14 protein-coding genes are annotated in these 15376 nt (G+C 48.8%); 7 read left to right on the top strand and 7 right to left on the bottom strand.

Annotated features, from left to right (window positions below; genetic code table 11):
• Positions 1–2 precede the first annotated feature (2 nt).
• From AN477_RS10355 to AN477_RS10365, 3 genes are all read right to left on the bottom strand, one after another.
• Positions 3–1223 carry an MFS transporter gene (locus AN477_RS10355; RefSeq protein ID WP_054969084.1) on the bottom strand — a complete coding sequence of 407 codons (1221 nt, stop codon included), beginning with the start codon at positions 1221–1223 and terminating at the stop codon, positions 3–5.
• Positions 1223–1615: an ArsR/SmtB family transcription factor gene (locus AN477_RS10360; RefSeq protein ID WP_054969085.1), complete on the bottom strand. Its 393-nt coding sequence runs from the start codon at positions 1613–1615 to the stop codon at positions 1223–1225. Before AN477_RS10360 ends, AN477_RS10355 begins: the two co-directional genes overlap by 1 nt.
• A gap of 87 nt (positions 1616–1702) precedes the next feature.
• On the bottom strand, positions 1703–2872 hold the full coding sequence (locus tag AN477_RS10365) for a mannosyltransferase family protein (protein ID WP_054969086.1): 1170 nt from the start codon (positions 2870–2872) through the stop codon (positions 1703–1705).
• A 259-nt stretch (positions 2873–3131) separates the two neighbouring features.
• On the opposite strand from AN477_RS10365, the gene AN477_RS10370 reads away from it, so the two are divergent.
• Positions 3132–4313 (top strand): helix-turn-helix domain-containing protein, encoded by a 1182-nt coding sequence (locus AN477_RS10370; RefSeq protein WP_054969087.1) that lies wholly within the window; start codon positions 3132–3134, stop codon positions 4311–4313.
• A 132-nt stretch (positions 4314–4445) separates the two neighbouring features.
• Entirely contained in the window at positions 4446–5030 is a 585-nt protein-coding gene (locus tag AN477_RS10375; RefSeq protein ID WP_054969088.1) for an MEDS domain-containing protein, read from the top strand.
• A 442-nt stretch (positions 5031–5472) separates the two neighbouring features.
• Here the strand turns inward: AN477_RS10375 and AN477_RS10385 are convergent, their stop codons facing one another.
• Positions 5473–6405: a DMT family transporter gene (locus tag AN477_RS10385; protein ID WP_054969090.1), complete on the bottom strand. Its 933-nt coding sequence runs from the start codon at positions 6403–6405 to the stop codon at positions 5473–5475.
• A 247-nt stretch (positions 6406–6652) separates the two neighbouring features.
• On the opposite strand from AN477_RS10385, the gene AN477_RS10390 reads away from it, so the two are divergent.
• Positions 6653–7399: a biosynthetic peptidoglycan transglycosylase gene (locus AN477_RS10390; protein ID WP_245631784.1), complete on the top strand. Its 747-nt coding sequence runs from the start codon at positions 6653–6655 to the stop codon at positions 7397–7399.
• A 56-nt stretch (positions 7400–7455) separates the two neighbouring features.
• On the opposite strand, the gene AN477_RS10395 is transcribed toward AN477_RS10390, so the two are convergent.
• The 3 genes from AN477_RS10395 to AN477_RS10405 all read right to left on the bottom strand — a co-directional run bounded on the left by AN477_RS10395 (position 7456) and on the right by AN477_RS10405 (position 9225).
• The gene (locus AN477_RS10395; RefSeq protein WP_054969091.1) at positions 7456–7842 is read right to left on the bottom strand and encodes a globin domain-containing protein; all 387 of its coding nucleotides are present in this window, start codon (positions 7840–7842) and stop codon (positions 7456–7458) included.
• Between the two features lie 39 nt (positions 7843–7881).
• On the bottom strand, positions 7882–8889 hold the full coding sequence (desA, locus tag AN477_RS10400) for a Delta(5) desaturase DesA (protein ID WP_054969171.1): 1008 nt from the start codon (positions 8887–8889) through the stop codon (positions 7882–7884).
• Positions 8890–9030: 141 nt separating this feature from the next.
• Positions 9031–9225: a cold-shock protein gene (locus AN477_RS10405; protein WP_054969092.1), complete on the bottom strand. Its 195-nt coding sequence runs from the start codon at positions 9223–9225 to the stop codon at positions 9031–9033.
• Between the two features lie 297 nt (positions 9226–9522).
• Here AN477_RS10405 and recQ point away from each other — a divergent pair, with 297 nt between their 5' ends.
• The 4 genes from recQ to AN477_RS10425 all read left to right on the top strand — a co-directional run bounded on the left by recQ (position 9523) and on the right by AN477_RS10425 (position 15352).
• The gene (gene recQ, locus AN477_RS10410) at positions 9523–11337 is read left to right on the top strand and encodes a DNA helicase RecQ (RefSeq protein ID WP_245631785.1); all 1815 of its coding nucleotides are present in this window, start codon (positions 9523–9525) and stop codon (positions 11335–11337) included.
• 168 nt (positions 11338–11505) lie between these two features.
• Positions 11506–13104, top strand: a complete 1599-nt coding sequence (locus AN477_RS10415; RefSeq protein ID WP_169787876.1) for a spore germination protein — start codon at positions 11506–11508, stop codon at positions 13102–13104.
• A complete protein-coding gene (locus AN477_RS10420) occupies positions 13101–14255 on the top strand; it encodes a Ger(x)C family spore germination protein (protein WP_054969094.1) in 1155 nt (384 codons plus the stop codon). Before AN477_RS10415 ends, AN477_RS10420 begins: the two co-directional genes overlap by 4 nt.
• Complete coding sequence (locus AN477_RS10425; protein ID WP_054969095.1) at positions 14255–15352, top strand: GerAB/ArcD/ProY family transporter; 1098 nt, start codon at positions 14255–14257, stop codon at positions 15350–15352. The genes AN477_RS10420 and AN477_RS10425 overlap by 1 nt, the downstream gene beginning before the upstream one ends.
• Positions 15353–15376: the final 24 nt, after the last annotated feature.

A 15376-nucleotide genomic window follows, 5' to 3' on the forward strand; every position in this document is an offset into this window, starting at 1 on the left:
TTCTATGCCAATTCAGGGACACTGCGTCGAGGATTCCTGAGGATAAGCGTCACGAGCAAACTTGAAATCACAGCTAATATCCCAACCGTCCACATTGCATTAGAAGTGCCTAGATGATCAGCTAGGATTCCAGAAACAAGGGCACCCGCGGCGTATCCAAAATCCCTCCAAAAACGGTAGACACCAAGCGTCGATGCTCTCGATTCTGCCTCTGAGAGGTCTGAAACCGCTGCAATGAGGACCGGATAGACAAGAGCTGTACCAAGTCCTAAGCCAATCGCACCAAGAAGCCAGTCGGTGAAGTCGTGTGTCATCGTGATCGCGATAATCGATAAGCCTTGAATCAGCATCCCAAGGACAATCAACCACTTTCGACCCATTCGATCACTGAGCGGTCCACTCAGTAATTGAAGGACTCCCCACGTCCCTGGGTATACTGCCACTATCACGGCAATTGATGTCAAAGCAAGACCTCTGTCAGCGAAGAACAAAGGAAACAGTCCCCAAGCCATCCCGTCCTTGAAGTTCGTCATAAAACCAGCCTGACTGACACTGAATAGTTGCTTGTTCTTCCACGATGTTATCATGAAGCTCTGGCCGAATGGCGTATTCGTAGTGGTCCCATTGCCTTTGAGGCCAACTTCGGTATTCTTCACCAGGAATACGGACAGAAGCAGGCCGACGGCAGCAAAGACCACCCCAAGGTAGAACGGCTGCGGGCGAACGCCGTAATTGGCAGCGATATACCCTGAAATCAAAGCTGTCATGGAGATGGCAAAGTATCCGGCAAATTCATTCAGACCCACAACCAACCCTCGGTATTTGGAACCGGCCAAGTCAATTTTCATGTTTACGGTCATCGACCAACAGAACCCCTGGTTGATCCCGAGCAAAACATTGGCAAAGATAATCCAGTACCAGTTTGGGGCAAACATGACGATGAACGGAATCGGAATTCCAATGACCCATCCGAGGATCAGCAACTGTCGTCTGCCTATCGAATCGGCAAGCTGCCCTGCAAACAGGTTTGAGACGGCCTTGACGACTCCAAAACTGATAATGAAAGATGCCGCTGCACTTTTACCCAAGAGCCCAAAGTCCACCTTAGCAACGAGTGGCAAGACGGTCCGTTCGAGCCCAACCATTCCGCCAACAAAAAGATTCAGAATCACGAGGAGTGTGATTTGGGCCCGGTTGATTCGAAGGAGACTCTGCCCTCCCATTACAAACGCTCTCCTTCTATCCTTCCCTCTTTGTCTCCTTCCATGGTTGTCTCTTTCTCGGAAGACTCGCGAAGGGTCTTCAGCCAAAGTTCAACCAAGTGAATGGTATCGTGATTACAGAAGTAGTAGTGCCACACTCCTTTTTGCTGGTGGTCAACGAGACCGGCCTGGCGCAATATGGTTAGATGTCTTGAAATCGTGGACTGCGGCACCTGTAACAAAGAACTCAAGTCCTGTACACAGATCCCATCCACTGTTTGACCATCCACTGAACAGAAGAATTCCCTTTTCCCAAGAGTCTCTAGGAGGGACCTGCGAGTTGCATCTGACAAGGCCTTAAACACATCGTCGATCACGATATTTCTTCCACTCTTCGTTTTCAAGTGTGACATCTCACATCCTCCAACCACCATTTCTATATATCCGAAAATGCGAATATATAGGATCATAATACCCACAGCGGTATTTGTAAATGGTGACTAGGCAACCCAGTGTGCAGACGCAAACAAACCAGTCAGCCAGACCAACACCACGATGCTCACGGCCACAAGCGCCTGGTAGGTTTCTACCCTCCGAATCCTAGCCCCTAGGAACAAGAATACTGGAAATAACACCGCGGCAAATCGGATCATCGACATTGGGTACTTTCCGGCCACCGAAGATAATGGAATCAGGAATGCAATCGCGCTAAAGAGCCACTGCTCGAAAGGTAGTGCTCGAATCGATAAAACCAAGAGTGCCAGAAACAGTAAACAGGTAAGGAACCCCAGCGGATCGTTATGATAGTCAAGCTTCAGTGACTTGCCAAGCCAATCAAAATGGCGATGCCAATGAGACTTCTCAGCGGTCATGAACATGAGCGGATTGCGATACACGTGCTCGAGCCAGACAAAATATGTACACAAGCCGACAACAGGAAGGACAGAGACGGTCACGGCGTTCCGAAAGGCGACAGACCATTGACGGTGCGCTCGAAACTGTACCCAGATAATCCACAGCATCGAAGGTACAGCAAAGACACCCAGGCTGCGCGTCAATGCTGCCAACGCCAGACATAGACCGGCAAGCGCAAAACGACGTTGATATGCCGATAAAAATCCTCCTGCAATGAACATCAGAAACAAAGACTCGCTGTAAACCGCAGAAAAGTAGTAGCTGCTTGGAAATAGTGCTAACAGCCAAAGCCCGCGGAGAGTTTGAGTCCGTGACCAGCGTCTTGTCCCAATCAGATACAGGAGACAGAGTGCGCACAGAAATGCTGCATTTGAAATGATGATCCCGGAAAGAAAATAAGTTCTGTCCCCTACAGGACCGGAAAAGTGTCCATGTGCGCCAAAACTGAGCAGATGTGCCAACAGACGCATCACGAGTGGGTACAGCGGAAAAAACGCGGTCGCATTCGGAGTCGACTGTGTATAACCGTGTTTGGCAACAGACAGAAACCACGTGCCGTCCCAGTGCGAGAGGCCGGCAATAAACACACCATATGTCCGGGGTAAGATATCCTTCGATAAGGTTCCGAAGTAGTGCTGCCAAACTGCCACCGTGACCAAGACGAGCAATAAATGAACAATAAAAATAGACCATACCAAACGGAGTGGTCGTATGTGAGCTCGAATCCATGCGATAGGTCGCCCGGTCAGGCTCATCCCTCCCTCCCCCTTTACAGACCAGTCAAAGAAGCCACCATATCATGATGGCTCACAGTATCTGAAAGTAAACCAAACCAAATTAAGCACCATGAGATTCAGCATCCTTCCCAACAAAATCATCCATATAATGGAGTGCTGCATTCACGACGTCTGCACTTATACTTAGTTATGTAACCATCACACCTTCATCGCACGTGGCAAATAGCCGCACCGCGCTTAGTAAACAGCTGGTAGAGTCAATTCAGGGGAGAATACCATGACGATACGCACATGGCTACGTAAGTTACGGATTTCTCGAGGGTTGACGCAGGACGTTGTGGCCAATCATTCGTACATTAATAGAGGGTTCTATTCGCAAATTGAAAATGGAACACGACGTCCAAGCCCACATGTTGCCTACAAGATTGCCAAGACACTCGGGTGCAGCCCTCAATTGTTCTGGCTGGATGATATGCAAGATGAAACCGAGAATTCTGATCAATCAGTAAACTACACGATTTTTTCCCATAATGATCTCGATCTGAGGTACACCTGGCTTTGGAGTCCTTACGGGGACGAGGATGAATATATTGGGAAGTCTGATCATGAACTTTATGATGATTGCGTTGATTTGGTCGAGATAAAACAAAATGTCATCGCACAGATGACGGCGGTTGAAAGAGTCATTCAACTCCGTTTCAATGGCCAAATGCATTCTTATTTGGCAAAGAGCGAACCACTTCTTGATTTAGACGGAAAGCTCATAGGCACGCATACTGCCATAAGCCGCATACAGACTGTCTCAACTGAACAGCATGTCATCTCACCGGCCGAGCAAGGACGAGTCAAGGGTCATGTTGTTTACTTCTATGAGTCCCTTCGCAGGTATCTAGATTATGTAGTGGCGTTCATTATTGACAGTGTTACATCGGGGCTTGACGTATGGGTTGTTGAAGACCCAAACTTACAATCCTCGATTCGTGTCGAGCTGAATCGAAGCATAGAAAATACCAAGCTTACACTTGTTCACTATGTAGATAGTGGCCTTTTTCATCAGAGTATTGATTCCGATGAAAGGGCTGCCATGAACGAGCAAATGATAAATCTGCAAGAATTCTTTACTGGACATCGATCTCCCATGCGTGTCTGGGTTCACGTTCATTTCAAGACTGATGACATGCTTTCTGACCACGCGAGACTGAGTCCCTGGGAGAACGCCGTTGATGAAGGGCTTGCGAGTCATGACTCCACCGTTGTCTGTGCCTACAATGCAATGGAGACGCCCGCTTCTGTACAAACGGCGATGCTGAGACATCACAAATATTTCATGACAGACTTGGAACTTGTCAGTTCCCCACTTTACAAGAGAGGAAACAGCGATCCAATTTTCCCGACCTTTGCCAGACAGATTCATACATCTCATGGAGGCAAAAACCATACAGAAACGTTCGATGAGTAAACCTCTATCTGCTGCCTGTTAAAGGCAGCGGATACAGTGTGTACCTGCCTTGGGTTTCCAGTAAAGCTCCATTTGCGGCGCACCCCCGTCACCGTATAATAGCTGTTGAATAGGTTTGCGGAGGCATCGACAATGGATACACAGGTACTACAACTGACGGAACAGCTTAAGATAGTCAACAAAGGGCACATACTGTACCTGTATGAATCTTTACAAGATTACGTTGAAAATGCTGTGGCCTATGGAATCAGCGGGATGGAATATGGACATCAAGTATTCTTTATTGAAGACCGTGAAATCTTTGCAATGATAAAGAGACAATTACAGCAACGCCTAAACATTGATAGTCTTCCGGGACATATACATCACGTCGACAATCAGGAGTTTTACAGTACTCATGGAGATTTCAACTACGTAACCATCGTTAGATACTTTGAGAGCATGCTACAACCGTTCCTCCTTCACAACACCGCACTTCGAACTTGGGCGCATGTCGAGTGGAGAGAACAAGATAACATCACGGAAAAACTTGAAGAGTTTGAGGCCATCGCCGATGACAGTGTCAGCGATTTAGATGTCATGTCGCTCTGCGCATACAATGCGAACACACTGCCTGCATCGTTCGTATCCAGGATGTTACGAAGCCACGGAATGTATATGACTGACGAGGAACTAGTAAAATCACCCCTCTACAGGGTTAGGGAGAGCCACACCTGACTCACACGAGACAAGCTGATTTTTGTATACAGATAGAGTAATCTTCCACCTGCCAAGCAGCTCATTGACATCACTCATTGACATCACTCATCGACACACCCTACCCCAATGCGGCAATTCGCCGCGTTTCTCGTCTGATTGCCGCACTTGATGGAGTGTATTTTGTGTTAAGTTACACAAATGTGCACGGCAGATACAGGGATACCATTTGAGAGGATGACGGTGATGAATGGGAAGAACGGGATGGCAACAGAATCGTATCTCAGAATGCGGTTTAAAGAGGCAGGAGTGAATCCGTCAGATATTGAGCGGCTGGTTCAACAGCTCTGTGGCGAAAAGGCTCCGCCAAACCTGCATCTCCTTCATAATCGGTTACCCAAAACACTCCAACGCAGTAGCTTTAATCCGGACGCTGCTCTATCTTCCTGTACCCAGTGTTGACTTATAACGATTGTTCCAGCAAGTCGCTCTCCATGACCTCTGGAAAAGCTTTCGGCGTCCGAAAGGCACTCCGGTTGGCGATAAACACGCCAGACAGAACAAGTACTCCCCCCAGGATCTGCGTGATATAAATGGGATTATGCAAGACAAAGTGACCTGCGATTAACGCAATGAACGGCGGAATGTTCATGAACATTGATGCCGTTCCTGCACCGGTAACTGCGACACCACGGTTCCACCAGAAGCCTGCCATGCCTTGTGCCACAATACCGGCGACAGCCATGAGCAGCCAAGGCCACATGTCTGAACTCACCACACTGTGACCAAGCATGCCTTCTCCCACCGCTGCAGGTACCATCAGAGCACTACCTAAGACAGTTGAGAAAATCGTTACTGAATAGGAGGACATGCTCCCTGAAAGCCTTCGAATGAACAGGAGACTAATTGACATGCCGAGCATTGCCAACAGAAGGTAGACATCACCCAGTGAAACCCCAATGGACTGACCTGCGAAGACGACGATGACGACCACTCCGGCAAGACTGAAGAGTGCACCGACCACCTTCGATGCCGTTAAAGACACCTTCAAAAATACGCGTTCCAGAACTGTAGTGACAATTGGGGACATCGCGATGATTAACGAGGCATTCGCTGCCGTAGACTCTTTCAACCCTGTAAAATAGAAGACCTGATTCATCAGTGTCCCAAAGATGCCCGCTCCGGCCAGCAATGCCCACTCTGCTTTCGTTGGCTTCCGCAGACCGCCAACTCTTAGGGCCACCAGGATCAGAAAAATCGACGTCATGCTGATTCGGGCGCAGGATAGAAAAATCGGAGAAAAATAGTTGAGTAGGTCAGCACTAACCACGTAATTACAACCCCACAATAGGGCGACCCCAAACAAGCGAATGATTGCACTTTTCTGTTCTGACATCCTTCACACTCCACCTGGCGGAGACAATCAACTTAGCACAGTATCTCAGAGCCGGAATATCCAATCAAGCATGAAATTCACCCATCACCTTCTGCAACACCGTCATTAGATGGGTGTAACTGAAACTGACACATGTACGTGCGATTTTCTATGAGCAAATCATGAAATACACAGTAAAATATGAAGTGAAAAACGATGGTACGCGACATCAGCCTGTCGGACTTCGAAGAGGAATGGAGGCGGCGTCATGGGTTTTTCACTTGTTCTAAGACGGAGTATGTATGGTGTGCTGTGTATAGCCCTGTTGGGCATGTTTGGTTTTGCTGGTTTAGCCGTGTATTTCTCGCACATCAGTCCAATCGCACAGCGCCTGCAACGCGCTGCCGAACAAAAAATCAAAACAGACCACATCCATCTTCTGACTTATCAACAGATACCGAGGACTTTCCGCCAGGCCATCATTGCTACAGAAGACCGGCACTTCTATTGGGATCCCGGAATTGATCCCGAGGGGCTGATACGGGCCGCATTCGTCGACCTGCGCCAAGGCGGGTTTGTTCAAGGGGGGTCTACAATTACGCAACAATTGGTGGACAACACCCTGCTCGGCAAGCAAAAGACGCTGCACCGAAAGATTCTTCAGGCCATCTATGCAATAGGGATTTATGACACTGTAAGCAAACCGGAGGTATTGACGCTTTACACAAACCTCATTTACTACGGGGATGGTGCTTATGGGCTGTACAACGCGGCTGAAACTTACTTCGGAAAGCCACCCTCAAAGTTAAACAGCAATCAGTTGACACTGTTAGCGGGATTGCCCAATTCCCCTCACTGGTTCAACCCTGAACGAGCATTAAAGTTGGCACGCAAAAGGCAAGATGTTGTTGTGGACAGCCTGGTGGACACTCACAAAATTTCAAACGCTAAAGCGGCCCAAATTTTAAAAGAAACCTTGGGTTTAAAGGAACACGACAAGATACAGCAAGCGTAACAATGAAATAAAACGGCGTGCAAAGTGTGCACGCCGTTTTTGTCCTCTTTGTGCAACTATTGTGGCGCGTTTACCATCTCATAGGCTTTCTGTTGCACTTCGCGAAGCAAAAGCTCACGGCTGTGGTCCAAAACATGATAGTCATTCAATGTGAGGCGAAGGCAATTCACCCATTCGTCCGCATCGTTACGTGAAATTGGCGTCCGATTTGGGTTGTGCTCGCTAGGAAGTTCAGGATCTCCTGTCTTCGTCACGATAATATTGCCACGCAGAAAATCCGAAATGAATGGCTTGTATTTCTGCTTTAATTCCCCGCAATCCTCGGGATACAAGTTTGCGATATTTTTATTTGCTTTGATATGGCGAAAAAAATCATCCATAAAATCATCCATTTTTGCGTGGCCGATCTGGTCGTAAATATCAGTCGGAATCGGTTCTGGCATGGGACAGCCTCCTTTACCAAGGTTATGTCTAGGCTGTCTTTATACAAGTTCTTTTATGCCCCGAAATCCAATAAATTTTTTCTTATCCTCATCCCACAGTCGAAAACGCAGGGAGCGCAAACTGGAAAACAGACCCACAGTGGAAACCTCTTGCAGATACGTAACTTGGTCATAGATGTGTTGAAGATTGTAATTCGGTACTCTAGGCCCAAGATGATGAATGTGGTGAAAGCCAATATTTCCAGTCATCCATTGCAACACTTTCGGCAACTTATAAAATGAACTCCCTCGAAGCGCAGCCGTAACATAGTCCCAGTTCTCTGCATTCTCGAAGTAGCTGTCTTCAAATTGGTGCTGTACGTAGAACAGCCAAATACCAGCCATGCCTGCCAGGTAAAGAATTGGGCCCTCAATCAGCAGAAATCGTTCCCATCCCAAAGTCCAACAACCGAATGTTACCACCCCTGCAAGAACCACATTCGTTACGTAGGTATTAAAACGTTCTCGCGGCCCCGCCCCTTTCCTATTAAAGCGGTATTTCACTATGACAAGAAAGATAGGGCCAAGTCCGAACATGACAATTGGATTTCTATACATTCGATAAAGCAGTCGTTTAGCGACAGACAACTTGAGGTATTCATCCACAGTCAGGGTTGCGATGTCCCCCATGCCTCTGCGGCTCAAGTTCCCATTTCCTGCATGATGAACGCTGTGTTCATACTTCCATTGGTGATATGGAAAAAAGGTGAGCAATCCCGTGAAAATTCCAACGACATCATTCGCCCTTCGACTCTTAAAGAAAGAATGGTGACCACAATCATGAAAGATAATAAATGTTCGTACCAAGAACCCAGCTGCCGGAATGGTCAGGAGAAGTGTCAACCAAACCGATATGGAAAAGCAAAAATAAGCTCCAGACCACAAGACCAGAAATGGTACTATCGTGTTAAAGAGTTGCCACCAACTTTTCTTAATGTTCGGATTTTGATAGGCCTCGAGAGCTATTTTCCAATACTTCGGATCCTCGTTAACGTTAATGGTCTTCATCTCTCCTTCCATTTTCAGCAACAAAATGTCTATTCTTGCCCTCACACATGGGACAATCAGCTTGCAAAGTGTAAATAAAAAAGGACTGCCCTTCAGGAATCAAATTGATGCCTTGAGGACAGTCCAGTTCATCAGGATCGATTACGCTACGTTAGCTGCTTGAGGACCTTTTGCACCCTGAACAATGTCAAAGGTAACGCGTTGTCCTTCTTCAAGGGTCTTATATCCATCCCCTTGGATTGCACTGAAATGTACAAATACGTCTTCGCCGCCTTCAACTTCGATGAAACCAAAACCTTTTTCTGAGTTAAACCACTTCACTGTACCTTGATTCAAAGTAAATTCCTCCTGCAGTGCCCATTGGCAAAATTTTTGTTCAATTCGTCTAAATGTAAAACCGTTCTACTCTGCACGCACCATGAGGCGCAAAATAAACGGCTCAAAATGTTTACACCATATGAACGATCACGCTTGAACAATGTAATCATACACCATTTAGACCAGCGCGTCAAATTTTAATTCGGCTAAACCTGACCAAGTCGCATCGCCTTCTCTGTACGACTGTCTCGGAACCATCGGGATGGTATGATAGACGGAGTCATATGTAACACCAGATGTGGGGAGTCGAATGAGTTGAGGCAATTAAGCCATGTCAGTCGGATAGAGATTGCAGAGCAGACTCTAAAGCAATATTTCGGCTACGATGGGTTTCGGAAGGGCCAGGAACACATTATACGGACCGTGCTTGAGGGACAGGACACAGTCGGAATCATGCCCACGGGTGGCGGGAAGTCCATCTGTTACCAGATTCCAGCAATGGTCATGGACAGGATTACGATTGTCGTTTCACCTCTCGTATCCCTTATGAAGGACCAGGTGGACAACTTGACGTCGATTGGAATTCCTGCGGCGTTCATCAACAGCACATTGGATGCGGCAGAGCTGCGACAGCGTGTTCGAAATACAGAGCAAGGCTCCTACAAACTTCTTTACGTGTCGCCGGAACGCTTGGCATCTGAATCCTTCACGCGTTGGTTAAACAAACTCCGACCATCTCTGGTCGCGGTAGATGAAGCCCACTGCTTGTCGCAGTGGGGCCATGACTTCCGGCCAAGTTATCAATCGATTGCCCCGTTCTTGGAGCAACTTGACGAGCGACCGGTTGTGGTTGCGCTCACCGCCACGGCGACTCCCGAGGTAACGAGGGATATCGTCCTCTCATTGCATTTAGTCCAACCAGAGGTTTACGTCGCTGGGTTCAGTCGGGATAATTTATCGTTCTCCGTACTGTCCGGGTGGGACAGACGTGACTATATCATGCAGTACTTAAAGCAACATCAGAGTGACTCGGGAATTATTTACGCGGCCACCCGCAAAGAGGTTGACAACCTTTACGAGTATCTCCTTGGGAAAGGGTGTTCTGTCGGGCGTTACCACGCTGGGATGGAAGATGGTGAACGGGCCAACAGCCAAGATCAGTTTCTCTACGATGATGTTCAGGTAATCGTTGCCACCAACGCGTTTGGCATGGGGATTGATAAATCAAATGTGCGATTCGTCATCCATCACAACATGCCGAAAAACATCGAGGCCTACTACCAAGAAGCGGGCCGTGCAGGACGGGATGGCGATGCGAGCGAATGCATCCTCCTCTACAGCCCAGAAGACGTCCGGGTGCAGAAGTTTTTGATCGAGCAGAGCGTAGGAAGCGAGGAGCGGCAGCGGATCGAGTTAAAAAAACTGTATGCCATGGTTGATTATTGTCAGACCACACAATGCCTGCAGTCCTTCGTTCTGCGCTATTTTGGACAGGAGCCAGAGGCCGATTGTCAGCGTTGCAGCAATTGTAACCAAACCTTTGACCTTGAGGATATCACCATCGCCGCACAACAGATTCTGTCATGCGTACTGCGAATGCGAGAACGCTATGGGATCAAGGTTGTGGTCGGGGTATTACGGGGTTCCAAGGACAAGAAAATCCTTGATGCCAAGTTGGATAAGCTGTCCACCTATGGGTTGATGCGCGGACTATCAGACAAGGTGGTGACGGGGTATGTCCGTCATCTGATTACGGATGGGTATTTGCGCATGAGCGAAGGCCAGTACCCAGTCCTCCAACTCTCTCCGAAAGCTGGACCGGTGTTAAAACAAGAGGCCCGCGTGTTGATGAAGGTGTTGCAGGTCAAATCCGCGTCGCGCACGGGTAAAGCCAGCGTGGACAACGAATTGTTTGAACGCCTTCGCGAACTGCGCCGTGAACTCGCTTTGATGAATGACGTTCCACCATACGTTGTTTTTCCGGATACTACGCTGCGTGAATTAGCCGCGGTGTGCCCTACCGACCGGGCGTCGATGCTGCGGATTAAAGGCATCGGGGAGGTCAAGGCAGAGCGCTACGGGCGCCAGTTTCTGGAGGTCATTCAGGATTACCTGGGTGCGCCAGGTTAAGGTTAGGCGAACCTCGAATCCCACGGTCAAAAAGTCCTGCCTCGTGAGATGTCTTAAGTCCTCTCTCCCCGCAGCCTCATTATGTTCCAGCTTTTGGTTCGAGCACATGAATTACGACAATACAGGAAACAATCATAGTTGATACTCGTCATGCGGGGAGCGACTTTTGTGTTCAATCCTTTTAATCGAAGGGACTACCAAAACCGATACACCGATCGGCCGAAGCCAAAGACCCCCGATTACCGGGATGCACCGAAAATCACCAGTAACCTCAGTCACACCCTGGAGTATGTTCGAGACACCGCGGGTGAAAGTGATGATTTTATCGTTCGTAGAACGGTCATAAAAGACAAGGAAGCCGTGATTGTGTATTACCAAACGGTCGCCGACCAGCGTCAGGTGGAGACCGTCATCGAGGCAATCCAGGACCATCAATTCCCGCGTATCTCCAATAAGGAACTTCCCTTCTACTTGATGCGACAGGTCATCCCGCTGGGAAACGCCATCTTTATGGACAACCTGTGGGAGATTCGAGAGGCACTCTCACGAGGGGTGCTCGTTCTCCTTGTGGACGGATTGAACGTCGCCCTCACGATGGGTGAGCGAAAACTGCCACACCGCGCAGTGGAGCCGCCCTTGGTCGAATCAAGCACCCGCGGCCCTCAAGTCGCGTTTATTGAGAATGTAGATGTAAATGTCGGCATGATGCGCTGGGCACTGACGGGTGATACGCTGACGGTGAAAGAACTCATGGTCGGTTACCGAAGCCGCACTCGCGTGGCAGTGCTGTACGAACATGATGTCGCCAATCCGAATCTCGTCGAGACCGCCATCAAACGCATTCAAGCGGTACATGTGGATAAACTGACTGGTAGTGCGACGTTGGAGCAACGCATTGTTGACAACCACTGGACCTTGTTCCCACTTACCCGTTCCACAACACGGGTTGATAATTGCGTTAAAGAGGTCGGACAAGGGAAGGTTCTCATCTTTGTTGATGGCGATCCGTCTGCGCTGCTTGTTCCCGGGACGGTGATCGACTTTTTTCAGACGATGGAGGACGACCAGCACAACTGGATTGAAGCAACTCTGGTTCGTTGGCTCCGGATGATTTCCTTTGTGTTGGCGTTTTATCTGCCTGCCCTCTACATCGCTTTTGTGGATTTTAATCCCGAGTTAATGCCGCACAACCTCACCCTTGCCATTGCTCAGTCCCGTGAAGGAGTTCCATTTAATGCAGCGACTGAGGTCATCATCATGCAGATAGTGATGGAAATCATCCGCGAGGCAACGCTTCGAATGCCAAAGGTCATGGGACAAACGATTGGTATTGTCGGAGGCTTGGTGCTTGGGCAAGCGGCGGTTGAAGCGAGTCTTGTCAGCAACATTTTGATTGTGATTATTGCCCTCACTGCAATCGCCATCTTTGTTCTGCCGAGCTACGAATTTGCTACCACACTCCGCATTTTGATGTGGGCGAATATCCTCGGTGCGTCTTTTTTCGGCTTTTACGGGGTGATGATCGTCGTGATATTGATTATGTTTCACGCAGCTTCCTTGAAGTCATTTGGGATTTCCTATTTGGAACCCATCTCCGGTGAACACTGGCGGGACTTCTTTCTCGACGGATTTATCCGGTTCCCGATTCCTCTGCTTGACAAACGTGCGTCCCATTATCACAACCAGGAAGACACGCGCAGTGCAGATTATACCGATCCTGTCGCACACCCGCTTCTTGAGGTGCCAAAGCGACGGAGCAAATCATGAACAAAATGGTGAAACGATGGCTTACCACGGGACTGTCGGCAACCTTGCTTGTCTTTTTGCCGGGGTGCTGGGATTATGAGGCGATTAATACGCGTTCCGCCGTCATTGGACTGGGGATTGACCCGGCACCAGATGACCCAAAGAAGTTCGAGGTGACCATCCAGTTTCCGGTCCTTGGCAACGCATCAGCCAGCGAAAAAGGGTCAACTCCAGGTGACACATCATCCTATCAGAACCTCTCGATAGAAGCAGAGTCCCTGTCCGATGCGTTTCGGAACCTGCAGCGCAAAATGGACCGGGAAGTTGATGTCGCAGAGCTTCGCGCCATTGTCGTCAGTGAAACCCTTTCCGGCGAGTTGATGGATTCCGCCGTTGGGCAGTTGATGCGGATTCCCCGTATCAACCGTTTGTCGTATCTGCTCGTAACGCCGGAGCGTGCCAGGGAGATCCTTGCGACAAACGTCGCGGAGAAGGCGCCGATGGACTTTGTTGACAAGAGTTTTAAGGTCAGACAACAGGGGTATGTCATTCGCCGTGAGCTCTGGCAGTACTGGAGAGATACCACACAGGTCGGCGTTCTCCCGGTCATCCCCATTGTGAAGACCGAACAAACCTCCGAAAACGCAGGAGAAGACACCCTTGCATTTGGCGGTGTGGAGGTCTATCAAAACAACAAGTCTCTTTTTTCGCTCAGTCAACAGGAAACCTTCTATCTGAACCTTTTAACGGGTAAGGTCCGCGAGATGTCATTTGACATTCCAATTGGGGACAGTACCACAGCCCTCACCGATGTCCGTGCCAAAAGCCGCCTCCGGTGCTATAAACAGGGCACTTCCATCATCCTCGTGGATCACGTGCAGGTCAACGGATCGCTAGGCAAAATCAACGATCCTTCACCAAAGCCGATGCCGCCGACCCAAGTCACCCAATTGGAATCCGAGGTCTCGAAGTACCTGACCGAAGAGCTGACGGCAACTGTGCAAAAACTGCAACAATCCAAAACCGATGTGGTTGGATTTGGTCGTTATTACCTGCAACTGCACCCGGAAGATGAACAGAAGCTGAAACAGTCGTGGGGGGACATGTTTGCACATGCGAAACTCAACATTACCGTCCATGTCCAGATCAGCAGCAAAGGGGTGCTCATTTAATGTACAAACTTTCTATGTATCAAGTCATTTGTATTACATCGACCAGCTTTTTGCCGCTCTTGTTCTGGACGTACCCCCGCTATGCCGTTTTTTACGGAGGCATCGATGGACAATGGGCAGTCCTTGGTGCCTGTTTGTTTGCACTCTTTAGTGCCTTCATCCATGGACTTCTGACACTCAACCTGAAAAAGGAAACCGGTGCCGAGATGCTCACAGTTGTGTTTGGAAAAGGCATCGGGAAAGGGATCGGACTTTTGTTTATCCCTGGATATCTGCTGTTCTTAGCGATCAGCTTATTCTCCTTTTCCATCACGATCAAAGGACTCTTGCCAAACACTCCCCGGCTCGCAACCGCGATCATCCTCGCAATGGTGGGGGTGATTGGTGCCATGTATGGTCTTGAAACGATATCCCGCGTGGCTTCGATCGCATTTCCTGTCGTAATGCTGATCCTTTTTTCATCTTTCTCTCTGGCTTTTTTCCAAGGTACCTGGACCGGTGTGATGGTTCACCCGGTCAGTATCTCACGCTCCATCTCCTCCGCTGCCGTCGTTTTTCCGATGTTTTTCGGGATCAACCTCTATTTGATGCTGAACCCCTATTTTGATCATCGAAAACGAAACCCGATTTGGCTGCCTCTGATTGCAACAGGACTGGGATGTCTCTATGTGATGTTTGTGTTTCTGGTCAGCATCCGTGTCGTCGGGTATGAAGGGCTTCGAGTGCTGGTGCATCCCGTCGATTTCATCTTACAGCTCATCCAGGTGCAGGGGTTTGTGATCCAGCGGTTTGGCGTTTCCCTGATTTTTGCCTCAACCATGTTTCAGGCTGTGTTTTATGCGAATCACTTGTGGGGGCTCTCTGAACTGACCAGGCGAACGTTTCAGCTCAAACAATCAAGCGACAAATGGCTCATCCTCTTTTATGCAGTTGCGGTCCTCATCGTTTTTACATTCATCCCAAACCAAGAAGCCTGGGATTTTGTCGTAGTCCATATTTTGGCGCCGCTCAGTTGGGTCTATCTCATCATCGAACCGACTTTGAAACTGATGGTTTTCTATCTGCGGAGAAAACATCTGCAGGCAGCCAGTGCATGAAACGATGGTTGACACCTTGTTCAG

The organism is Paenalicyclobacillus ferrooxydans, from assembly GCF_001399675.1.
GTDB classification, from domain to species: domain Bacteria; phylum Bacillota; class Bacilli; order Alicyclobacillales; family Alicyclobacillaceae; genus Alicyclobacillus_B; species Alicyclobacillus_B ferrooxydans.